Source organism: Bacteroides sp. AM16-13, from assembly GCF_003602705.1.
Taxonomy (GTDB): Bacteria; Bacteroidota; Bacteroidia; order Bacteroidales; family Bacteroidaceae; genus Bacteroides; species Bacteroides xylanisolvens.
Genome location: NZ_QTLK01000010.1, coordinates 35,351 through 60,107 on the forward strand (window position 1 = coordinate 35,351; position 24,757 = coordinate 60,107).

The following is a 24,757-nucleotide window of genomic DNA, read 5'->3' on the forward strand; positions in this document are numbered from 1 at the left end:
CTTTTTAGAATTTCACATTTACATTAAAACCATAGCTTCTGCGTGAAGGCAACGAACCGTATTCAAGTCCCATACCGGTGGTATTGTTGTAGTTGGAATCCGGGTCGATATTCGGGATATTCTTCCATACGATGAACGGATTGCGGGCAACGAACGAAACGGTCAGTCCGCTTATTACATTCTTCAGCCAGGATTTGGGTACATTGTAACTCAACGTTAGCTCACGGCATTTCACGTATGAGTTGTCGTAAATAAACATAGAAGGTGCATTACGGCAAACGCTCATCCAGTAGTCTTCCGGATTGATGTAGATGTCGTTGGGGCGATACGTTCCATCACCGTTGTCGATGACACCCGGAGCAACGAATCCGCCTGTCGGCTTCCAGTTATCGGCTCCTTTTGCAATGCCGGCTGCCAATCTTTCTTCTTCCGAGCGATACCAGGCGTCGCGTCCTGCCAATGTCTCCGGACTTTTACCCGATTCATAAGCAGCACGGGCAGACATCGAATAGAGGTCGGCACCTACTTTCACATCGAATACCGCTACCAGCGAAAGATTCTTGTAGGTAAAGTTGGTGAGTAATCCACCTGTCCAGTCCCAAGAGGCATTACCCAATACGTGGTTGCTCTTGTCATATTGCGGCAGACCGGTTTGCGGGTCAATCAGAATATCTCCCTTTTCGTTCCGTTGGAAGTCCGGGCCTACAATAGAACCAAAGTTCTCGCCTACCTTAGCGGCTACCTGAACGTCGAGCCAAGATGCTTTTTCCAGTTCAAACATATCCGATTCGCCATCCAGTTCTTTTACCTTGTTGCTGTTTTTGGAGAAGTTCAGATTAATGTCCCAGGAAAAATCGCGTGTTTGAATCGGTCGTGTGCTAAGGGCAATCTCAATACCTTTGTTTTCTATCTTGCCGGCATTAATCAAGCGATAGTTATAACCGGTTGTCCAGGAACTTGCCATTCCCATAATCTGGTTTTTACTGATTTGAGAATAGTAGGTGAAATCCAGTCCGATACGGTTCTTCAGGAATTTCAATTCCAATCCCATTTCCACGGAGTTTGTTTTGGTTGGTTTCAAGTCTTTGTTGGGGATGGTTCCGTTATCGATATATCCGATGGTATATCCGGGATAAGCATATTTGGATTTCGTATAGACGAGTCCCAATTGATAAGGATCGGTATCGCTACCTACTTGGGCCCATGACATACGTAACTTTCCGTAAGGCAGGAGGTCGCCCAGTTTTGTCAGCTCGGAGAATACAAAGCTACCGGAGAAAGAAGGATACACATACATGTTGTTGCCAGTGGGAAGGGTAGACGATTGGTCGCCACGTAACGTAGCATCGAGGTAAAGCATGTGTTTCCATCCCACGTTCACTGCTCCGTAAACCGAATTAATCTGCTTGCGGTAACTGCCGGGCACTACACTGATCTCGTTGAAGCTTGTCAATGAAGGGACATCGCGTATCTTCATGTCTTGAGCGGTGGTAACGGTGGTCTGGTTGTTCACCTTATATACATTGCCGCCTAACGTAGCGTTGAAATCGAAATCACCCCAATGGTTGTTGTAGAGAGCCAACACTTCAAAGTTGTACATGCGGTTGCGGAAAGCACTGTTTTGAAGTCTTCCGGCTTCGAATCCGGGAGTGGTAGGCGCTTTGTAATCATCGAACGTGAACCAGTTGAGTTCGGCGCCCAATGTTGCTTGAAGTTTCAGATGTGGGTCGATGTTCCATACAGCCTTGCCGTTCATGCGGAACAAGTCTTTCTTGGATTTATTGAAGTTCTTATAGATATCCCAGTACGGATTCACGTTGTAGGGATCCATGCCGTTCCAGTTGGAATATTCGCCGTCGGCAGTCTGATAGGTTTGCAACCATTCCTGGTCGTAGGTGGTGGCAAGGGTCATCAGGTTTTTACCGATATTGGACTTGCTGTCGCCCAATGCCGGACGGTTCTTCACGTCTTCCCGTGTATAGTTGACGCTGAAATCCAAGTCTACCTTTCCTGCAGACGTATTGGCGCGCAGGTTGAAAATGTCACGGCTCATGTGTGTCTGGGGAACAATGTCTTTATTGCGCATATCCGTATAGGTAAAGCGAATTCCGGTTTTTCCGCTGTTCACACCTATGATGGCGGAGTTGGTGGCGGTGATACCTGTACGGAAGAAGTTGGACGTATTGTCGGGGACAATGAGGAAAGGGCGTTCTACGCCGTCGAAATACTTCAACATGTTTGAACCGTCCGCTTTGGGGCCCCAACTTTTGTTTGTGTTGGATATGGCATCATAGCTATAAGTACCGTTGCTTCCCATACCGTATATCTGTTGCACTTCATCCCATTTGGCAAGTTGGGTGTCGAAAGTCAGCGTTCCGTTATATTCCACACTGACTTTATCCTTGTTGGCTCGCTTGGTTGTAATCAAGATAACACCGTGGCTGGCACGGCTACCATAAAGTGCAGATGCCGCAGGGCCTTTCAATACCGACATGTTTTCTACGTCATCGGCATTGATGCTCGAAATACCGTCGCCCAAGTCGAAGCCTCCGTTTGTGCCGGCACTGCCGAAATTAGTGTTGTCCAAAGGTACACCATCCACTACATAAAGAGGTTGGTTATTGCCGGTCATTTCGGTACTGCCTCGCAGAATAACGCGCGTAGAACCGGAAGGACCACCGGCGGTCTGGCTGACTACCAAGCCTGGCACACGTCCTGCCATGGAGTTGATGAGATTCGTCTCTTTCGCTTTGGTCAAGGCTTCACCTTTCACTTCATCAATGCCGTAGCCCAACGCTTTGCGCTCTCTTTTGATGCCAAGGGCGGTGACTACCACTTCATCCAATGCTTTGGCATCCTCTTTCAAGGTGATGTTCAAAGGACCTCTTCCCGCTTTTACTTCTTCGGATTTATAACCCACGTAGCTGACAACGAGCGTAGCTCCCGCTTTTACATTCAAACTGAAATTTCCATCCAGATCGGTAATCGTTCCGTTGGCAGTTCCTTTCTCCACTACGGAAGCCCCAATGATGGGACCTGTGGCATCGCTCACTTTTCCGGTTACCTTGTTGCTTTGTTGTTGAATAGCCTGGGAACTTGGTTCCGTTGCTGCATACACTTGCTGGAAACTTCCCGCCATCCAAAGGGCGAGTGTTCCGCAAAACAGTAGATACTTACATTTTTCCATATTCATAGCATGTATATTTAAGATTCCTATAATATTTTCACCCAGTCGATGTACATATTCACTTTCTGACCGTCTTTCAGGCCCGTCAGTTTATTAATGTTAGTAATTCCTGTAAACGCACCTCCCACGGCGAGGTTGAACAGGATGTAGAAGTTGTCGTGGAAGTATGTGTTCGAGCTAATGTCGAACGTATGAAACTTGACGTTGTCGATGGATATTGTCAGGCTGTTTTCATCCCAATCCAGAGAGTAGGTGTGATAATTGCCGTCTTGCAGGCTGTTGGCAACATTGGCTTTGTAGTATTGCTGTTCGTGAGCCGCTGCGCTGGGGCCATAGTGAATGGCGGTGTTCACTTGTTTTTCCGAATCGCCCGCAGCCATTCCGCTCTGTTCTCCCATTTCCATAATATCAATCTCCCCGCATGCCGGCCATTCTTTGTCGTTATCTCCCATCATCCAGAAAGCAGGCCATAGTCCGCCGTTAGTCTTGGGAAGCTTGATGCTTGCTTCTATCTTGCGATACTTGAAACTCTTTTTCCCTTTTGAATTGATCCTGCCGGAATAGATTTTATTCCCTTTGCGTTCGGCGGTAAGAATCAGAACCGATTTATCCCCGTCCTTTCCAACGGACACATGAGCGGCATCGTATGCCTGTAGCTCTTGATTGGTCCAACCGGGTTCATGAGTTTCTTTCGTCCATACTTTTTCATCGAAAAAGTTGAAATCGTCTTTAAAAAGAATGTCTTGTGGATTTTCCTCCGGTTCCGTTCCAACAGAATCCGACGAACAGGATTGTTGCGCGAAGCAAACGGATAAAAATAGGAATAGTGCTACTTTTTTCATCGTTTTAGCATTTTAAAGGTTAAACGTAATATGTGCTTTATACTTGTAAAGCTTGGTGCAAAGATGCTAATATCCGGCTGAAACGATGGTCAGATTGCTGACATATTAGGTTTGATTGCTGACAAATCTGCTGATTTTTATCGAACGGACGTTATCTTACCCATTCTTTTTCGAAGATTGTTGCTATACAAGAATGAGGTAAATGATAATTTTGCGGAGTGCCCTGAAAGGGCTTAATTATATAGCGTAGGGCAACGCCCTACGTAAAAGCGACAATCTGAATTTGCGCCCTGAAAGGGCATAATTGTATACGGTTCCGCCCTTTCAGGGCTTGTGGCTGGTGTGTTTTTTTCGTAGGGCGTTGCCCTACGCTATATAATTAAGCCCTTTCAGGGCACCCCAATAAATATATAATTGTAAGGCTTTCAGCCTAACCGATAAATTCTCATTTAAACGCTAAATTCTCATTTAACCGATAAATTCTCATTTAACCGATAAATTCTCATTTAACCGATAAATTCTCATTTAACTGCAAAATTCCCATTTAATTAAGAACGGTACGGAAATGAGGTAAACTCATACAATTATAATTCAAAAAAACTTCCGTAAACATTCTCAAGTGTACTTATCACTATGAGAAAAAATACTCATAGGTATGAGAAGAAATACTCATTATAATGAGAACTTTTTCTCATTGCAGTGAGAATATACCCTTGTCAGAATAGGCTGAAACAGTTCATTACTGTACCGGAAACGAGCTAATTCTAATTCAAAACCGAACATGAATGGTTGTCTACTTCCCACTATATTTACTTGGCTGCATCCCGAATTGTTTCTTGAACAATGAACTGAAATACTTCGTGTTGACAAATCCGGTTTCGGCGGCGACATCGGTTACGCTTTTACCTTCTTTCAGCAGTTCGGCAGCTTTTTGTAGCCGTATGATACGGATAAACTCTTGCGGCCCTTTTCCCGTCAGTGATTTAAGGCGACTGTAGAATAGTGTCCGGCTCATTGCCATTTCATGGCACAAGAGATTGATGTTGAAATCGGGTTCATCCAAATGTTCAAGAACAAACCGGGTAGCTTGCATGATAAACCGGCGGTCGCCCTCGGCCATTGTTTCGCTTGCTGTCGTTACGTTTTTGTTGTCGATACTTTCATTGTTTTCATTGCTTTCATTGTCGTCACGTTTGCCGCCCGCCTCTACTTGAGCGATGGCTTGCCGCATGAAAAACTGCCGTTGCCTGTTTCGATTGTCAATCAATCCTTGTACTTTCAATTTCAGTATCTCTGTACTGAATGGTTTGGGGATATAATCATCCGCGCCTTTCTTCAATCCTTCCACTATTGCTTCGTGGTTAGCCTTTGCCGTCAGCAGAACGACCGGAATACCTGATGTGTCAGGATTTTCCTTGACCATTCTGCAAAGCTCGTCACCCCGTATGCCGGGCATCATGACGTCGGAGAGGATGATATCCGGATATTCATTGGCGAGACAGGCGATAGCTTCGTGTCCGTCGGCAACATCAATCACCCGATAGAGGTGTTCAAAGGTCTGGCGGAGGTAGTGACGGAGAGTTTCGTGGTCTTCTACAATGAGCAATGTATTCCGGTCGTCCGGATCTTTTATTTTATCCGTTTCGTGGCTGTTATTATCCGATGTGCCGGCAAGGTGTTCGAGGGATGATTCGTGCGACACGGGTTCGGCTACGGTGGTGGTTCGCGGCAATGTTACGATGAAAGTAGTTCCCTTGCCCTCCTCGGAACAGAAAGTGATTTTTCCATGCAGCATCTTTACAATGCGCTGCACCTGCAACAGTCCGAATCCGGTTCCTTCTTCCTGTGACTGCCGGGCATTTTCGGCTCTGTAAATATCGGAGAAGATGTGCTTTTTCGCTTTCTTCGGTATGCCTATTCCGTTATCTTTCAACGAAAGGATGGCTTTGCGTTTCGTAGCTTTCAAATCCAGACTGATTTCTCCCTGGGGCATGGTGTATTTGCAGGCATTGGAAAGAAGATTGTCGAGTAACATCTCTATCAGGTGTTTGTCTGCCGAAACGAAAACGGATTCGTCGGGTTGGGTCAGATTCAGTGTCAACTGCTTCTTCTCGCAAAAAGACCGGAAGACGGAGGCTTCTTTCAGCAAAACTTCATTCAGACAAAGCGGAACCGATGAAGAGGATGGCTTGTGGGCGTCTACCTTTTCAAATTCGAGCAATTGTGTAATGAGCGAATGGAGTTTCCGGGTACTTTCATGGGCCAGATTCAGGTAATAACGGGCTTTGTCCGAGAGATCCTGTTCCCGGTTCAAATCCTCCAGCGGTGCCATGATAAGCGTTACCGGCGTGCGAATGTCGTGTGCCGTGTCGATAAAGAAACGTATTTTGTCTTCGTCGTATTTCTTTTGGAGCTGGTTGCTCTTATAGCGCAGGATGAAATAGAAAACGAAGCCTATTATAAATAGGTAAATAGTCCAAGCCCACCACGAGTTCCACCATGGCTGGCTCACTTTCACTTCTAAGGTGCTTTCGGAGATAGTCTTTCCGTCGCTGCGCCGCAGGCTGCGCACCTTAAAAAGATAAGTGCCCGGCGATACCTTGGTGTAGGATGCCTTGCCCTCGGCAGACGGTTTGCTCCAGTCATTGTCATACCCTTCTAAAATATGCTGATAGACAATATCGCGCTGGAAACGATAGTTGATAGATTCAAAAGAGACGGTAAACGAGTTGTATTTATAGCCGAGCCGTACCGCACGGTCGGCAAGCATATCATGGATGGCAGGTTTCAACGATTCTTCTTCCTGGACGTTTTGATAATCAACTGTCAGCCCTGTGAAACGCAGGAGCGTCCAGTAGTCTACGGTTGAAATGTCGAGTGGCATGATAAAGACAGCGCCATCCGTGCTGCCATACACGAACTCGCCGTTCATCAACCGGGCAAATGAGGATTTGTTATATTCCTTGTCTATATTGCCCGCATAGTTGAGGTTCGACACGCGCAGGCTGTCTATCAAGGCAATTCCTTTTCCGGTGCTGACCCACAAGCGTTTCTTGTCGTCTCGCTGCAAACTATATATATCGTTGGACGGCAATCCCTCTTGAACAGTGAAAGTCTTTACCGTCCGGTTTTTCATGTCATATAGATTCAATCCTCCCCCTTCGGTTCCCAGCCACACGGTTCCGTCGTCATTGAACAGCATAGAGATGATATAAGCACTGACATTCTGATTGTGAAATTCCTGGGAATTGGCATAGTGCTGTATATTCCCTGTATGTTTGTCCACCAGGAAGAAACCATTGACGGTAGCCACCGCTACCCGGTTTCGGTCGATAGGTTCAATGGATTGTACCCAATTCACGTCGAAAGACCGTCTGCTGCCTTTTTCTTTTTCAAACATGATCAGGCATCCGTCCAGACCTCCTATCCATAAGTCTCCCTCCATGTCTTGTCTGACGGAGAAAATATAATTGGTGGTCAATTGCCCTTGTTGCTTGGTGAGATGGCGTAACACGCGTCCGTTGTTATCCAGTAGATACACTCCGTCTCCGTACGTTCCTACCCATACGTTCCCATTTCCGGATGTGCAAAGAGAAATGGTTACGATTTCTTTCAGCACGTGTTTCCAAGTGCCTGACAGGGTGTTTCGGATGCTGATTCCATCATCAGTAGCGAACCATTGGTTGCCATCCGGATTTTCTTCGATATCATTCACGTTGTTGCTGATGAGAGAATGGGTATTTCCCTTTTCGTGTGCTAATATCGAAATGGGATGTTTCAGCAGGATAGCCACGGATACACCTCCCGTATAACTACCTATCCAGATGTTGCCCTGGTCGTCTCTGGTTACGGCATATATGCCGTTTCCGCGCAGGTAAGTATCTGTGTCATCTTTGGTATTCATCAGTAAACGGGCTTTCTTAGTGTCCTTGTCTATCGCATACACACCGCCACCGTCTACGCCTATGAGTATGGTATGTACATCATAGTCTGTAATTGCCCGTATCGGATGAAGGAACGTGCTCCCTTGTCCCTCCAGCGCAAGCACTTTGGAAGTGTTGAGGTTCATCACAGACAAACCGCTGCCAAATGTGCCTATCCAGAGTTCTTTTTTCGGTTTGTCGCAGAACAATGTTTGTACATTCCACCCCTCAAGCAGTTGGCGTTTCCTATCCGGCAAGGCGTGTGACAGTTGCCAGACTCCGTTAGAAGTACCCACAAAAAGCGACTCGCCGGCAAATGCGATGTCGTTGACATATTGTCCTTTCAGTACGGCAACTATACGATGGTCCGCTTCTTGCTTGTATAGTCCTTTATCCGCCCCCATCCACCAGGTTCCGTCACTATCCAAACAGAGTTTGTTCAAGATGACTTCTTCCTGAATCAATTGTCCCAGGTGGAGGACTTGTTCAAAATGATCCAGGATGGTGGAATATCGGTAGATTCGTCCGGTGTGGTCGTAGGCAAACAGTCCTTGTTGTGCGTCGTACAATAAGTAAAGCCTGCGTCCGGCAAGATCGCCATAATAGAAACTGCCCGGCAAATCATAGTTCTTTACCGTATGACCGTTGTATCTGTCTATTCCGGTTTTTGTAGCAATCCACATAGCACCGTCTCCATCCTCGACAATCGAAAAAACACGTTGACTACTAAGGCCTTCTGCATAGCCTACATGCCTGACATCGAACATCCGGTTGGTCAGTTCGGCTTTGACAGCCATATTTATCATTAGTAGTAAGGTGATAACAAGATTAAAACGAACCATATTCTTTTAATTGTTGACATTACAAAGATAAAGTTTCTTTAGAAAATCCCAACAGAATAGGGGTGTGAAATTAGAAGGAATATTCAGTAAATCTTCCTAATAATCATGTTATAAACGGCTGTCTTGGTACTGGTGTATAGGGAGAATGGATATTATGAAGCAGGGAAGAATACCTTATCTCCCCTTTATTATTGTATTAAGTTACCGCTCTTCTTGCATCAGACTACCGATATAGTTAGCTTCCCACGGCCGTGACGACTTCTCTTCACGGTCGTGAAGAGAAGTTACCACAGCTGTGGGAAGATCTCCCCACGGCTGTGGTGAATTAACTATATCGGTGGTTTAACGGATGGATAATGAAGGGATAATAGATATATATCGGTTGCACTTCCTACGTAATACAAGGAAGTAGGACAACATTTAGAATGAAACAGGGTGAGGGTAACTGCCTACCCTCACTTACTATCACCTTTACCCTCACACCTGTAATGCCGATGGATAAAGAGATACAAGCAGAGGATGAGGGTGTGAGGGTAAAAGTGTTCTAAACTTTTGTTTAGAGAAATTTGCTTGGAGATACTCCGTCATGCTTCTTGAATGCTGAATTCGTTTCTTAAACGGGTGTGGCACATGAAGTTAAATTCATTAGCCGAAAGCCGGAAACTGTTTTATGGCTTTTCGTTGGCTCGCAGACCGAAGACTTTTCCTGTCATCTGCCGGACAGCTACTTTCCACACTTTTACGTTACGTACGGCAGGATCGGAATAGCTGAATGCGTTGTCTGTATAATGACGCATGATAATATCCAGTGCACGACGTTTATCGTCTATCTCTTCGATGAATTCTACTTGCCCCCGACACATCGCGCTTTCGGAACGCATACTGTAACTGCAGGCTACCTTTTCGTGTTGGTAGACAAGTTTATGTCCAAGGCTGAAAGTGATGCATACATTATTATTATGTTCCAACATCTCTAACTTGCTGCCTTCGGGACCTGAATGCAGATATATGATACCATTTTCATAACCGAAGTTCATGGGAACTACATAGGGATTACCTTCTAAATCTGTAATGCCCACAAAACAGGCATCGCAATGCAGAATAATGGACTCGATTCGTTGTTTGTCTTCGATAATGACAGTCTTCATGGATATATGAATGTTATAATAGTAAGAATAATCAAAATGATACGCTAAAGTACAGACTTACGACTGATTACACAAATCTATGCGAACTTTTTTCTCGTTACTTTCACAGATTTATCTAATCAATCGTATTTCTGTACTAATGTTATCAGGGGTTGAATGAGCTTTTCTGTTTGTTTGAATATTCAAACTTTTACTTTTCTATTAATTCAAAATCCAATTGTTTCTTTTCCAGATTGGCACGAGCTACCCGAACAGTAATAGCGTCTCCCAAACTGTATATTTTGTTTTTGCGGCGTCCGCGAAGACAATAGTTCTTCTCGTCGAATTCGTAGTAGTCATCATCCAGATCACGAACAGGGACCAGACCTTCACATTTGTTTTCGTTCAGTTCTACATAAAGTCCCCACTCGGTTACGCCGGAGATTACACCGTCGTAAATCTGCCCCAGACGTTCGCTCATAAATTCCACCTGTTTATATTTGATGGAAGCACGTTCGGCATTGGCTGCAATTTGTTCCATGTTCGAGCTGTGGTCGCAGAGGTCTTCGTACTTGGCTTCGGATACACTACGTCCTCCGTCCATATACTTCGTCACCAAACGGTGTACCATCATGTCCGGGAAACGGCGGATGGGAGAAGTAAAGTGAGTGTAATATTCGAAAGCTAGTCCGTAGTGACCGATGTTATGGGTTGAGTAACGTGCTTTCTGCATGGCGCGGATGGATACGGTTTCTATCAGGTTCTCTTCTTTCTTTCCGTGTATGTCGTCCAGCAAGTGGTTGATGGATTTTGAAATATCCGTCTTCGTTCCGCTTGTACGCACTTTGTAGCCGAAGCGTGCGATGAACTGTGACAAGTTCTCCAACTTCTCCGGATCGGGTAGGTCGTGGATACGGTAAGGAAGCACTTTGGCTTTCTTGTTCTTCGGCACACATCCTATCTTTTCTGCTACGGTCTTGTTAGCGAGCAACATGAATTCTTCCACCAGTTTATTGGCATCTTTTGACTCCTTGAAGTAAACGCTGATTGGTTTTCCTTTTTCGTCAATCTCGAACTTTACTTCGTAGCGGTCGAAGTTGATGGCTCCTGCAGAGAAGCGTTTTTCGCGCAGTGCTTTGGCAATCGTATCTAATGTGAGTACTTCTTCTTTGAAGTCTCCTTCTTTTGTTTCTATGATTTGTTGTGCCTCTTCGTAGGTGAAGCGACGGTCGGAGTTGATAACCGTATGTACGATGCGTGAGTCTCTGACTTCTCCTTTTTCCGTAATATCAAAGATAACGGAGAAAGCTAGTTTTTCTTCGTTCGGGCGGAGTGAACAAATGAAGTTACACAGCCGTTCGGGAAGCATCGGGATGGTACGGTCTACCAGATAAACGGAAGTTGCCCGCTTTTCTGCTTCCTTGTCGATGATGCTGCCTTCTTTTACGTAATGTGTCACGTCGGCAATGTGTACACCCACTTCCCATAATCCGTCTTTCAGTTTGCGGATGGAAAGTGCGTCGTCAAAGTCTTTGGCATCTTTCGGGTCGATGGTGAAAGTTGTTACCTTACGGAAATCTTCGCGTTTGGCAATCTCTTCTGCTGAAATCTCGGCAGGAATCTTGTCTGCTGCTGTTTCTACTGCTTTCGGATATACATACGGCAGACCGAATTCCGCAAGAATAGCGTGCATCTCTGTGGTATTGTCACCAGCCTGACCTAATATATCTATTATTTGTCCGATAGGATTCTTAGCCTTGTCCGGCCATTCGGTTACTTTCACAATGGCTTTATCTCCGGTCTTTCCGCCTTTCAGCTTATCTTTCGGGATGAAAATGTCATTGGCTAATGTACGGTTCTCTGTCACCAGAAATGCGTATGACTTAGCTACTTCCAGTGTGCCGACGAATGTATCGTTGGCGCGTTCCAGTATTTCTATCACTTCTCCTTCGGCTTCTCTGTTCTTCCGTTTGGCATAGAAGGTGATCTTTACTTTGTCATTGTTCATGGCATGTGCCGAATTGCGTTCGGCTACAAATATCGGCTCGCCTCCTCCTTCAGGAATAAAGGAATTCTTGCCATTGCTTTTCCGTTGGAAAGTGCCTACCATCTCTGTTCCGTGATTGGTGAGACGGAATTTTCCTTTTTCTATTTCAGAAATATAATCGTCAGCTAAAAGGTCATGTAATATATCGACGCATAACATTTTCTGCGGATGGGTAGTGAGACGCAGTTCCGAAAATATATATTTCATACTCAAGGTCTCGCTGGATTTGGCATGGAAAAAGTCTATTAATAATGCTGCCAGCTCTTTCTTACTCATTCTTTTGCCGGCCTTTTTCTCTTTCTTTTCTTTCTTTTTTGCCATATTATATGGAATTTATTAGTAGTTCAATCTACAAAGTAAACAAATTTTTGGACTTGATAGTTCTGAATGAGGACAAAACTTTTTGTGTTACTTGATATTTCATAGATTTTGAAACAGAAAGCCTCCTTTTCTGAATCAATTCGGAAAAGGAGGCTGGTCGGGTTTATAAAGAGAGAGAGAATAAAATTAGAATAGTCATAATTACATATTGCATTTTCACTATTTCCTGTGTAGAGAGGCACATAAAAAGGGAAGTATATCTCTTGACACGCTTCCCTTATCTTTAAGAGAGAATTTATTAATTCTGTAATGAACTAATTGATGAATACTTGTTTATAACTAATTTTTTACGCAACGTACCGAAAGACCGCGTTTTTCTTGTATTCCTCCTTTATCAGAAGAATAACCTAATCCATAGCTCATATTACTGAAATATACAGTTCCTGCTCCATAAGTAGCTTGGTCTGTACTCCAAAAATCTGTTCTACTCTTTGACTTAGGTGTTTCAAAACCTCCACTATGATAGCATTGTCCAGCAGGTATAACATTAAAGCCATAGGTATCACGCGGGCCATTAGCAAGGTCAGGATTTTCATCTATCATGCCAGATTCTCCCCAACCGTCAGTATCAAGTTTTCCTGTTAATGCTGACCAGACGTTTTTACAATCTTTATCAGAGTACTTATTTCCATCCTCATCTGTCCATACGTTACCTTCAACTGGTGCTAATTCACTAGCAACAAAACTTTCTAGCTTTTTCCATTCTGCTTTACTTGGCAGGTGCCATCCGCTAGGACAGATTCCTTGGATACCACTTGGTATGGCTTCTGCATCTCCACCTGTTGCATTCTTTTGGTTCATAGCGGCATACCAATTATACAAGACTCCGTATGTTTTATATTCTTTCGTGGCTTTAGCTGCATTTACATCTTCGCCATCATAGTTGAAAACAAAATAGAGTGGATCTCCATCACTAGTAGCGGCAGCTTCCGGTTTGCTAACTGATGGTAAATAGGCCAAGTTCTCTGCCATCCATATTTGTTCACCAATCGTAACAATTTTGTATTCATGATTGTCTCGTGGGTCAATCATTTTTCCTTCTTCCGGTTCTGGGGTTGGTTCGGTCTTTTTTAGTGTGACATTTACTTCACTTGTCGCCATGGCACCTTGATCGCCTTTGACGGTCAGTTCAATTTTTAGTGCTCCTACGGCTTGACTGGCTTCGAATGTGTATTCATAACTAAATGGAACAGAAGTTACTTCTGAAATTTGTTTGTCTCCGATTTTAAGAGTAACATTCGATATTTGACCAATGTCAACAGTTGCTTCTCCTTTGATTGTCATCTTTTCAGCTATGTCTATCGTTGCTCCTTCAGTAGGAGAAGATATGGCACATGTTACATGTTGTTCTGGAGCGGGATCATTGTTGTCATCACCGCAAGCCGTTAGTCCTAAGACTAAAAATAAAAGGAATCCTAACTTCTTCATAATTGTATTTTTATTTAGTGAGTAATAATATATGGTTAATCTTTGATACAACGAACGGGGAGTCCTACTCCCGGATTAAATTCTGCATTGGTTACAAATGTGTGGAGGTCTGACCACATACGTACGGTAATACCAAATTCTGGTCCCATTTGTACTCCCGCTGTCGAACTCCACCAACCCGCACTGTAGGCTGAATGCATCCAATCTTCGTCGCCTGCACAAGCACGGAAACCTATAGGCAGACCATTGAATAAGGTTGCATTATTCTTTTCCATCTCAACTCCAACCCAGGTTGGCTGTGGTTCTATTTCTGTGTATTCCGGCATCATCCACATCGTTGTTGAAGCTAGAGCCTTTGCTAGGGCTGTTTCATCTACTTGACCATCATTCATAATTGCTGCCATTCCGGAATCTAATACATATTGAGATAATTTTTGCCATTCTTTTTGAGAAGGAATATGCCATCCATCAGGACAAACTCCTTTTATTATACGTGTTTCATCGGGACCTAAAGCCGTTTCGTTTTGTAGAGCAGCAGGTAGGTTGTAATAGGCTCCATATGCATTCAGGAAACCTTTTCCAAGTTCTGTTTTTGCATCATTATCAAACATTACGTAATATCTTGGTTCGGTTGAGGACACATCAAACTGTTGCTCTGGTAGATAGCGTAAATTTTCTGCCATCCATAACTGGTCTGCAAGTTGTACGGTTTTGTATGTATTTCCATCACGGGTATCGGTTAGCACTTCTCCATATTGAGGGGGAGCAGGCCTGTTTCCTTGTTCTGTTGTCACTGTAATAGTTGCCAAGGCACTACCTTCGTGATCTCCTTTAACTGCTAACTCAATTTTCAGTTCTCCCGGTTCGGCATCTTTGGAGAAGGTATACTCATAATAGAATGGAACTGAAGTGATGTCAGTGATAATCTCTTCCCCGACTTTCAGTTCTGCAGAAATGATTTTACCATAGTTTGTAGTCCCTTCTCCTCTGATAATCAGTTTGTCTGACATAATAACGGTTGCGCCATCAGTTGGCATAAATATCTCACAGCTTACCTGTTGGTCCGGAAGTATTTCTCCTCCTCCGCTTGCGGTGCTGTTGTCATCTTTACAGCTTGCACCAAGTAATCCTAATGCCACGATAAAGCTAGTTAATAGTATCTTTTTCATATGTTATTGGATTATGTCTTCTTTAAATAGAATACAATTAATAAAAATGGACAGATTGTCTATAACTTTCTGTAGTTTTGCATCTTCATATACCCGGAAAACAAAACCGAAAGGATCACTTTCTTTTATTCCGGAAAAAGCGAAAACGAATGTTCCGTCTGTTAACATTACGGGGCCTAATGAGATTGTTACAGAAGGATCTTTTACATAATATAGGTCAGAGCTAAGAATTTCGAATGAGAGATATAAATTGTCCTCGAAGACTCCTAGGTTTTGACCGGCCCCAAAAGCCAGGCAATTGTCTATGGCTTTTGCTTTCAGTTTGTAAGGCAATCCGGTTAGAATGTTTGAAAGCAGGTATGTTCCGTCTTCCTGTTTCTCAATGGTGACATCTTTCAAACCGTAATTCATTTGCCCGTCTGAAAACATGCCTTGCCATGTTCCGGTAAGTTCGTCAACATCATATTGTATTACCTGATAAGAAGCCGATCTGTCTTTTGCTGCCACATTGACAATAGCTCCTCTCATTTTTCCGGAGGTATTTTCTTTTACCTTGAAATTTATTCCCTTCGCATTCTGTTCAAATGACAACCATTCTTGAGCTTCTGCGGGTATGTCTATTGTATAATCGAAAGAACTTTGTAGTTTTATTGGCAGAGTAGCTGCTTTATTGTCGGTACGGAGCATCCATTCGTCTTTGCCGAAGATGAAAACAGCTCCGGATTGATTGATGTTGAATGCTTCTGTCTCTACTCCGTTACTGATTGTCAATAAAGCATTTCTACCGGAGTACCCGGTATTTTCTTTTACTTCGAATACCACTTCATTAGGATTTACTTCTTTCAGCACACACCAATCGACGTCAACATCTGCTGTTATATTTCCTGTTGACTGAAGTTGTATGTATCCTTTTCCGCCGGTAGCTTGGAAATTAGTATTTACAGCTTTGATTTCTAACTTGGATTCGCTGTTTTCCGTATCATTGCATCCCGCTATTGCTACGATGCAAAGTACAAATAAGAATATATTAAAAAGCTTTCTCATAATCGTATTAATTACTTTCGTTTTCTTTTACCATTAAGATTGAGTTATACCAGCTCCAGTAACCCATTAGTCCGGAGGTTGAATATTCATCAGATGAATAAGCCCAGATTATCAATGATGTATTTTCCTGGCTTGCTTTATCCGCAAAGTAAAAAGTGAAAGGGTTGCTGTTTGTCGTCACATTTATCAATCCGTTGCGTAGGCGTGATGGCAGACTTAATTCTGTGTGGGCATAGCCTTCCACACCTGCCGCGCACGCAAAGTAATAAGACGATGAAGAAGTCGAACTTATACTTTGTGAATCTAAAACTAGTTTTCCGCTGGCTTTGTCATACTGGAGGGTGAAGTTGAATCCGCCAATACTTTTCAGTGTATAACTTTCTCCTCTGACTTTAGGAGAGATGGTTACAGATTGCGAAGTTGGCCCTTCGTCATAATCGTCAATCGTTGCAGTGTAGGTACCGATATAGTCTTCATATTGTAGATAGTTTTCGGGATAATATTCTTTAAGTACGATGTCAGTTGCTCCTGCGTCGGTACAAACAAATAGTCTGGACTTTCTATCCCATTTGAAGTTTTGGACTTCAAGTCCGTTGACATTGTACGGGGATTGTAACTTTAATCCTTTTTCTGTGTAGATATAGGGTAAACTTCTTGCACTACTATAATCGGCGCTGTAAGCGGAGAATGTAGCCATTGTGCCATTGTTGCGTATAAAGTAATTCAGTACTTGTCCGCCTTTCTCCATGCGGTATGTATTTAGAAAAGCATCTTTCTCAATGTTAATGATATCTTCAATCTGAATACGCCATGGTATATCTTTGGGCATAGGCGTCATCTCCATTATGTTTTTGTGTTTTTTTCCTTGCAGAATTACTTTGTCGGGAGTTGCGCTCATGATAATAAACTCATAATCTCCTCCCACGTTCATGTTCAGGCCTAAAGGACCTGAAAACATGTGGATCAGTGGGTTGTATGAATCGAAAGTGAGCATTGTGCTTTGTTCCGATTTTACTTGATACAGGGAGGTTATTATAGTTCCCGGTTTGTAGCTTTCTGCACCTGTTTCCGAAGCCATTTCTACTTGCTTCCCGTCAAATTTCATTAGTAAAGTGATTGCACCTGCAGAATAGTTGCTTCCTATGTAATATTCCAGTTTCCAGCCGTTCGGCACATCTTTAAGAATCTCCTGGCATTTGATTACATCGGCTGTGGCTCTATTGGCAGATGATTCGTCGAATATTTCTTCTTCGGAGAAAAGACAAGATTGCAAAACAATGCAGGCCAATGCCAGAAGTGTGTATATGGATAGATATTTCTTCATAATTTTCATATTTTATTCAATAATACTTAAGTCTACATAGCCGTTTGCTATGTCATCTTGGCGTCGTAGAACAATCTCGCGTAATTCGTCCAGATTGATTCCCCAGGTTTGTTCCATATAACTATAGACTATTTCGAATTTCTGCTTTATGAGTGCACGGCCGTTTTCACCGGCATTTTGCAGCATGTTATTCCAGTAGTCTTTGGTATTTGTGACATACACTGCGATGTTCTCCACAAAATCTTCACGTGATTCACTCATTGCATAAGGAGTGACAAATCCTTGTTGCCATGCATTGCGGTCGGCTCCCACCATATACCAGTCGCTACCGATGTAGGCATTTTCCGTAATACGGTCAAAGGCCGGATCGTAGTTTTTAGTTTGATGCAGAATATGTGCGAACTCATGGTGCATTGTCTGGAAATAGTAGTCGTTTAACAGGTTAATATCTATTTGGTCGGGATTGATGTCATTTACATTGTATAATGTAATTTTCATGCCGCCTTCAGCTGTTCCTAATACCATAGTTCCATTGTCTTCATAGGCGGGGGAACCGATAAAGTGGATTGTCTTAGGAATATATTGGCGTAAGAAGTTCGGATTGCCTGTTGCTTCATCGTATGCTTCCAGCCACACATGTTTGATAATTTTGGCCAGTACCACAGACTTTTTGTATTCGGCAGGTGCTAATACGTGTGTCATGTCGCTCTCGTTATCTTCCATGCGATATTTTAATGCAATGTTGTATGGATGGGTATAATTGCCTAATATCCACTTGTCGAATGGGCTACGATCTACTTCTTCTGTGGAGAAAATGCTGTTTGCTTTGTCTACGTCTTCGTCATTGTTGCAAGCACCCAGTCCACAGGTCAATGTCATGATTAAACTATATATGATGTATTTCTTCATATTTTTTTCCTCCTAAAGTTATTTAGTCATTTCTTGGATTTGGTTGCATACCTGCTGTAATGACACTGGCCGGTAGCTGAATTGCACGTCTGGGGTCATTTGTGTCCATCTTGTCGGTGATATTCACCAAGGTATAACCTTCATAATAGCGGCGGTAGATTATAATGCCATAGCGTTTTATATCTTGCCATCTAAGCCCCTCTTCTAAGGTTAGCAGACGTCTTGCATGTAGAATACAATGTATTAGATTCTCCTGCATTCCTTTTTCTACTACAAAATCCGGATGCAATTCCTTTTTTACTGTCGGAGCTTCCGGTGTGTAATATTTTAGTCGGGCATAAAAATCATTGATTGTCTCCTTGGTCAAAGTTTGGGTGTTTTTTGTAAAGGCTTTCTGCCAGGCATCTATATCAGCGGCAGCTTCGTCATAACGTTTTAGTAACGTGTAGGCTTCAGCTCGGCAAAGCAATGCTTCGTCGGTGGTAAAAGCAGGATACAGCATGTAGCCGATCCAACTGTTGCCCGACGTGAATTGCTGATAGATAACTAAGCGGCGGAATCCGTTCTTTATAGAGCCACCGGGTGAAAATGGGATCTGATGATAACTTGACTGATCTCCCCATGGACCTTCGGATTTACAACTTTCCGAAGCAGTAATATTGTTCATGCAATACCTTTCGCAGTTGGCATAACCCGGATCGGAAACCAATGGCCAATATGAAGCTGCTGATATTACCATTAGATTGGCACGGTTATCTGCATCAACATAAGCGTTCGGCTGTATATTCTTGTTGGGAGATAAAGCTCCTAATGCAGCCCAGTCACGTAAATATTGGGACGCATTATTACCGAGTACTATATTGGCATAATTGATAACTTTCTGACAGTTGGAAAAATCCGGTTGTGTATAATATAGATAAAAGCGGGCTGCAAATGCATAAGCGGCCTTCTTATTAAAATGATATTTTACCCGTAAGTAAATATTGTCATCAATTAAAGGTAGCCCTTCTTCTAAATCGGCTGCAATATTTTTGTATACTTCAGCAACTGTTCCGCGTGAGTATTGTGGATTTACAGATGTTTCCGGTTCTTTTATGTAAGGTATACCCAAGTCTTTGTCCCCATTTGTACCATACGCTTTGCAGAATGTGGTAGCTAATACAAAATGATTGTATGCACGGCATATCAAAGCTTCGCCTTTTTGGGCTGATAATGATTGAGGATTTCCCATCTGCTCAATAGCTGCCAAGGCTTGGTTGGCTGATGCAATCGAGTTATAACAGTCATTCCATAAAGCATGAGGAGAGTCCTGATTTTCTTCAGTCGTTTGTTGCCAACGGTACAAATGTTCGTTTAATCGGAAAAGGTAGCTGTATGCTCTGCTATTTTCATCGATATTGTCACTGTAAAATTCTCCTATATGGCAGTTGGTAGTCATAGGATATGCAGATACCAGAACTTTAGTAATACTTTCTTCAGTAGTCAATTCGGTTCGGTTATCCGGCATTTCATCTAAAAAGTCACTACAGGAAGTTGTTCCCAAGCATAGAGCTGAAATGAGTGTTGTATATAAGACGTTTCTGTATTTCATCATTTTTATAATTATCTGAATGGTTAAAATCCTAATCTAAGAGTCAATGTAAACTGACGAGGTACAGGGGAAGCTACTCCACCGGTATTGAAGAATTCCGGGTCCTGTCCGTTGAGTTTTTTATCTGCATAAATCAGGAATAAATTGGTAGCCTGAAGTTTCAAAGATAAATTAGATATCTTTGCTGGTGCAATCCATGATTGGGGGAAGTCATAGGACAAGGATATTTCCTTCATACGGATAAAGTCTCCCTTGGCAATTCGTTCTGTAGAATAATTGTAGGCATTATATGCATACATTAAATCTTTATTATCTTCATATTGGCGTTTCGAGATAATAGCGGGGATATTCGTGCGTTTCTCATCACCTGGCACTGTCCAGCGATTCTTGAATTCGCGTGGCATAGAAGATAAGTCACTGTATTGATAGCTGAAACATGGATTCAAACGTACTACATTACCAAATGAATAGGTGATGAATACATTCAGTTTGAATGCTTTATAAGTGAAAATATTACCAAAACTTCCTGTTATGGTAGGATCAGTAGGACCTTCATATTTTAGGTAGTCTATGTTGTCACGTGTCTGAAAATCAATATCGGTACTGGTTATTTTTCCATTGATATTATACATCGGGATACCATTTGAATTTAGGCCGACAAATGGAATGGAAAACAAACCACGTACCGGGTAACCCTGACGGGCAAAACCGTAACCTGAAACTAAATCCATTACGCTGGAACGGGCATTCAGTTCCGTAACTTCATTTTTTGCTTTGGAAAAGATGAAGTCTGTATGCCATGAAAAGTCTTTCGACTGGATATTCTTACTTGAGATGGTGAACTCGATACCATGTGATTTCATGGAAGCTATATTGGCATATTTGTAGATAGAACCGCCTACTCCTTGTGTCGGGGTAATACCAATCAGGTCATAGTTGTTGCGTTTATACCAGTCGATCGAAAAATTGATCCGGTTGTCTAAGAATCCCATGTCGGCACCGATGTTCAACTCATGCTTTTTTTCGTAGGTTAATTCACTGTTTTCAGGATCAGATACATAAAGTCCTGTTTCCTGTCCGCTGGTGAAAGGACGAAATGGTGAATAACTAGTGATTATGGCATGTGAGTTGGTCACATATTCCGGTCCTCTATCAGCTGTTAAAGAGTAGGATGCTTTGAATGTTAAGTGTGACAGTACAGAGCTGAATGTCTTGAAGAAATTTTCTTCATGTACATTCCATGCTCCTGACATATTCCATGTAGGAAGCCAGCGGGAAGAACGGCTTTTTCCCATGCGATTGGTGCCTTCATAGCGGAATGTTCCGTTTACTGTATAACGTCCATCATAAGAATAAGTTGCGTTGGCAAAGCCTGCTACACTTCTTGTTGTTGTATGGTTTAATCCATAATAGCTTTCACCGGATTCAATGCCCTTCTTGAAGAATTCATATACATACGATGGTATTTCACCCATTGTATATTGCATTCCCCATCCTTGAAAATAATTCTGCATACGTTTCAAATCATTTACTTCCATACCGGCGAAAAGATTGGTTATATGCTTTTCTGCAAATAAATGATTCCAGGATGCTGTGGCACGGAAGTCTACCCCCAACATACGATAGTCCTTACGCTGGTAGATACCTCCTTCCGGTAGTATACTGATAGGCAAAGCATACGGATTATCCGGATTGGTATACAATAAGTTGTTTTCGTCACGAATGGTAGCGTCGTCCATTCCTGTGCGATAAGCGGTTGCCTGATTCGAGTGATCTTTGATATTGTGTTCTTGTGAAGAAGCCTGATATCTGACTGCTCCTAATGCACTTAGCTCTAACTCCGGAAGTGCTTTCCATTTTATTTCTCCTTGAAACTTAACATCAGCTACATTCAAATCCATATAATTGTTATCCAATTCATGGAGGATATTGAACGGTGCATAGTTGGCTGTATAGTCAACTGTTGGATCTAGTGCACGTGATGTATTTAGTGCATACGAATAAGGATTGATGTCAAACTGACGGGTAACTTCTCCACTTGCTGCATTAACCTCTGAACTTAGTGTCCCGGGGGCTTTCTGTTTACGGTAGGAAGCACTGGAGATCAGGTTTATAGATAAATTCTTATATATATTATATGTTGTATTTAAATTAGCAGTATAACGTTTTACTTCGCTTTGTTTATACCATCCCGGATCTGACATCGCACTTAATGAAGCATAGAATGAAGACTTTTCAGTTCCGGAAGTGATACTGACCGAATGGTTTTGTGTAACGTTGTTGGAAAATAAGGTATTGAACCAGTCGGTATTTCTCATTTCCGCTTCGCGCAGGTAAGCATTACGTGCTTCCGGCGTGTTGGCAAGTCCGAATTGTCCTGTAACCGGGTTATATTGATTGATTAATTGATACATACGTCCATATACACCACTATCTTTGGCACGGTAAGTATCGCTGTTATTAAGCCATCCTTTCTGCTCCATCTCTTTGTAGATTCCCATTTGTTCCTGCGAATTCATAATGTTGAATTCTTTATAACTGGGAATCATACGGGTTGTAAATTCACCGGTATAGCTCATTTTGCTAACGCCGGCTTTTCCCTTCTTGGTTGTTACTACAATAACCCCTGCCATGGCTCGTGCGCCATAGATAGAGGTTGCTGATCCGTCTTTCAATATTTGAAAGCTCTCGATATCATCTGAATTCAACCCGGCAATGGCTGAACTGATTAGCGTCTCTGCATCTCCTGAAGATAAGTCATCCGGACCTACGTCAATAGCATCCTCCATGATGACTCCATCTACTACCCATAATGGCTTTGAACTACCGAAAATAGATGTGGCACCGCGTACCCGGATTTTCGGGGCAGTACCAAACGTGCCGGAAACATTTTGTACAGATACGCCTGCGGCGCGTCCTTCAAGTCCACGGCTGATATCAGGCAAACCATCTAGTTTCACTTCATCTGCGGACAATTGTTTGGTTGCTCCTGTAAACAGGCGTTTATCCATTTTTTGCATACCTGTTACTACTACTTCTGATAAAGTTTGTACATCAGGCATTAATGTAACATTCATAGTTGGGGTAGGAGTCAGATCTTGTGGCTTCATTCCTATATAAGAAAATTGTAACAGGGATTTATTGGATACATTTTCTATCGAAAACTTTCCGTCTATGTCTGTTAATACACCGGACTTGCTTCCCTTGATGACAACAGTTGCACCGATGAGAGGCTGTCCGTCATCACCGGAAATTACCACTCCTTTTACATTGAATACTTTCGCTTGCTTGGAAGGACCTTTGGAAGTAATTGTGATAAATTGATCTTCAATATGGTATTCTAGTGGCTTATTGGCTAAGATAATATCGAGAGTCTGCTCTATACTCTTATCTTTGACAGAGCCGGAAACGGTGAATTTCTTGACATCGTCATACGTAAATAGGATTTTGTAGCCGGAGAGTTTTTCCAGACGTTTAAGTACGGACGGCAATCGTTCGTTGCTAATCTCAATCGTGATTTTCTTTTGTGATTGCGTTTGAGCATTAACTTGGTAAGGCTGGAAGCACAATACGCATAGAAAACACACAATAAATAAGTTCCAATTATTTCTCATACGTTTGTTTTTAATAACACAATTTGGACATGTTTATATAACTAATGCGTACGAGAAAAGAAAATGGATACCCCTTTTGCGATTTATTTTTTAATAAAAGTGATATTTTGTTGTTTATTGCATAGATTTGTTATACTTATGCAATAAAAACCTAGTCTATGGTAAGCGTATTGCCTTGCAAGGTGACAGTGACTTTTTTCATTCTATTAAGCAATGAGATTGTATGCTCTAAATCTTTAGTGCGATCGGATATGAAGTGCATTTTATACGTCATTGCTTCTTTGTTTCTGAATTCTATGTTTACATTGTACCAGCGTCCTAAGTTTTGCATAATATCTTTCAATGTAATATTGTCAAAATAGAAATAGCCGTCTTTCCAATAAACGTAAGAGTCTAAGTCTACTTCTGTTAGAACGAAATTTCCATCAGATTGCAGGTGTGCATCTTCTCCCGGATATAGTCGGGTATATGATCCTCCTTTTGTGTTACTTACTTCTACTTTCCCGTTAATAAGTACTACATGAGTATCTTCGGGAGTATAGCTACGTATATTGAATTCCGTACCGAGAACGCGGGTTTGGACTGTCTTGGTTTTTACAATAAAGGGGCGCTTGGCGTCTTTGGCTACCTTGAAATAAGCTTCGCCTTCTAAAGTAACGATACGCTCGTTGCCAATAAAGGCTGTAGGGTAAACAAAATTACTATTGGCATTCAGCCAGACTTCTGTGCCGTCACATAATACCACTTTGAAACTTTCACCTCGTGGCACGGTAAGTACGTGTGTCTGTGTAGTTGTTGAGATGACTTGCCTATAATCCAGCTCTTTCTTTTCAGACTTTGCGATGGCGGTTTTAGGCAGGACTTGATTGTTTGACTGCGGTTCGTCTAACACAATTTTTTCTCCATCATCTTTTTGCAAAACAATATGTTGGGGAGTAGTATCAGCAGTGAATACAGTGATTGGTTCGAGTGCAGGGGTTGTCAGACTATTAATTAAATAGTAACTCCCGAATAGAACGGTAATCATGGCGGCTATTCCGATAGTTATTTTCCAGAGATTGGAACGCATTCGTGTTGAATGTTGTTTTTTCTTGAATCGCTCCAATTCCATTTCTACATTGGGAAGTTCTATTCCTCCTTTTTGTTGTAGGAAAAGACTACTATCCATGATGTCGCGACAAGCTTGCAGGATTTCTTTATCTTTAAGCATCTCCTGCAGCTGTTCGTCGTTTATATCTGAAGAACTCTCCATGATGTCGAGCGCCTTCTTTACAGATTCATCTGTATTGTTTATATTGTCAATATCTTTATTCATCACTGTTTGACTGT

14 protein-coding genes are annotated in these 24,757 nt (G+C 42.5%); 1 reads left to right on the forward strand and 13 read right to left on the reverse strand.

Annotated features, from left to right (window positions below; translation table 11 throughout):
- Window positions 1-4: 4 nt before the first annotated feature.
- The 3 genes from DW173_RS10135 to DW173_RS10145 form a co-directional block, all read right to left on the reverse strand.
- Window positions 5-3,193: a SusC/RagA family TonB-linked outer membrane protein gene (locus DW173_RS10135; RefSeq protein ID WP_120144394.1), complete on the reverse strand. Its 3,189-nt coding sequence runs from the start codon at window positions 3,191-3,193 to the stop codon at window positions 5-7.
- Between the two features lie 20 nt (window positions 3,194-3,213).
- Window positions 3,214-4,029 carry a family 16 glycosylhydrolase gene (locus DW173_RS10140; protein ID WP_120144395.1) on the reverse strand — a complete coding sequence of 272 codons (816 nt, stop codon included), beginning with the start codon at window positions 4,027-4,029 and terminating at the stop codon, window positions 3,214-3,216.
- Between the two features lie 793 nt (window positions 4,030-4,822).
- Entirely contained in the window at window positions 4,823-8,794 is a 3,972-nt protein-coding gene (locus tag DW173_RS10145; protein WP_120144396.1) for a hybrid sensor histidine kinase/response regulator transcription factor, read from the reverse strand.
- Window positions 8,795-9,219: 425 nt separating this feature from the next.
- Here DW173_RS10145 and DW173_RS24330 point away from each other — a divergent pair, with 425 nt between their 5' ends.
- On the forward strand, window positions 9,220-9,342 hold the full coding sequence (locus DW173_RS24330; protein ID WP_255299338.1) for a hypothetical protein: 123 nt from the start codon (window positions 9,220-9,222) through the stop codon (window positions 9,340-9,342).
- A 120-nt stretch (window positions 9,343-9,462) separates the two neighbouring features.
- Here DW173_RS24330 and DW173_RS10150 read toward each other — a convergent pair whose 3' ends face one another.
- From DW173_RS10150 to DW173_RS10195, 10 genes are all read right to left on the reverse strand, one after another.
- Window positions 9,463-9,942 (reverse strand): pyridoxamine 5'-phosphate oxidase family protein, encoded by a 480-nt coding sequence (locus DW173_RS10150; RefSeq protein WP_004317010.1) that lies wholly within the window; start codon window positions 9,940-9,942, stop codon window positions 9,463-9,465.
- A 190-nt stretch (window positions 9,943-10,132) separates the two neighbouring features.
- Window positions 10,133-12,289: a ribonuclease R gene (gene rnr, locus DW173_RS10155; RefSeq protein WP_120144397.1), complete on the reverse strand. Its 2,157-nt coding sequence runs from the start codon at window positions 12,287-12,289 to the stop codon at window positions 10,133-10,135.
- 339 nt (window positions 12,290-12,628) lie between these two features.
- Window positions 12,629-13,777 (reverse strand): FISUMP domain-containing protein, encoded by a 1,149-nt coding sequence (locus tag DW173_RS10160; protein WP_120144398.1) that lies wholly within the window; start codon window positions 13,775-13,777, stop codon window positions 12,629-12,631.
- Window positions 13,778-13,812: 35 nt separating this feature from the next.
- A complete protein-coding gene (locus DW173_RS10165; protein WP_049701390.1) occupies window positions 13,813-14,946 on the reverse strand; it encodes a fibrobacter succinogenes major paralogous domain-containing protein in 1,134 nt (377 codons plus the stop codon).
- A gap of 3 nt (window positions 14,947-14,949) precedes the next feature.
- Complete coding sequence (locus tag DW173_RS10170; protein WP_008023442.1) at window positions 14,950-15,990, reverse strand: BACON domain-containing protein; 1,041 nt, start codon at window positions 15,988-15,990, stop codon at window positions 14,950-14,952.
- Between the two features lie 7 nt (window positions 15,991-15,997).
- A complete protein-coding gene (locus tag DW173_RS10175; protein ID WP_120144428.1) occupies window positions 15,998-17,314 on the reverse strand; it encodes a DUF4302 domain-containing protein in 1,317 nt (438 codons plus the stop codon).
- Between the two features lie 12 nt (window positions 17,315-17,326).
- Complete coding sequence (locus DW173_RS10180) at window positions 17,327-18,223, reverse strand: putative zinc-binding metallopeptidase (RefSeq protein ID WP_008023438.1); 897 nt, start codon at window positions 18,221-18,223, stop codon at window positions 17,327-17,329.
- Window positions 18,224-18,245: 22 nt separating this feature from the next.
- Complete coding sequence (locus DW173_RS10185) at window positions 18,246-19,814, reverse strand: RagB/SusD family nutrient uptake outer membrane protein (protein ID WP_008643928.1); 1,569 nt, start codon at window positions 19,812-19,814, stop codon at window positions 18,246-18,248.
- A gap of 23 nt (window positions 19,815-19,837) precedes the next feature.
- Complete coding sequence (locus DW173_RS10190; RefSeq protein WP_009040343.1) at window positions 19,838-23,428, reverse strand: SusC/RagA family TonB-linked outer membrane protein; 3,591 nt, start codon at window positions 23,426-23,428, stop codon at window positions 19,838-19,840.
- Between the two features lie 151 nt (window positions 23,429-23,579).
- Window positions 23,580-24,743: a FecR family protein gene (locus DW173_RS10195; protein WP_008023435.1), complete on the reverse strand. Its 1,164-nt coding sequence runs from the start codon at window positions 24,741-24,743 to the stop codon at window positions 23,580-23,582.
- Between the last annotated feature and the right edge of the window lie 14 nt (window positions 24,744-24,757).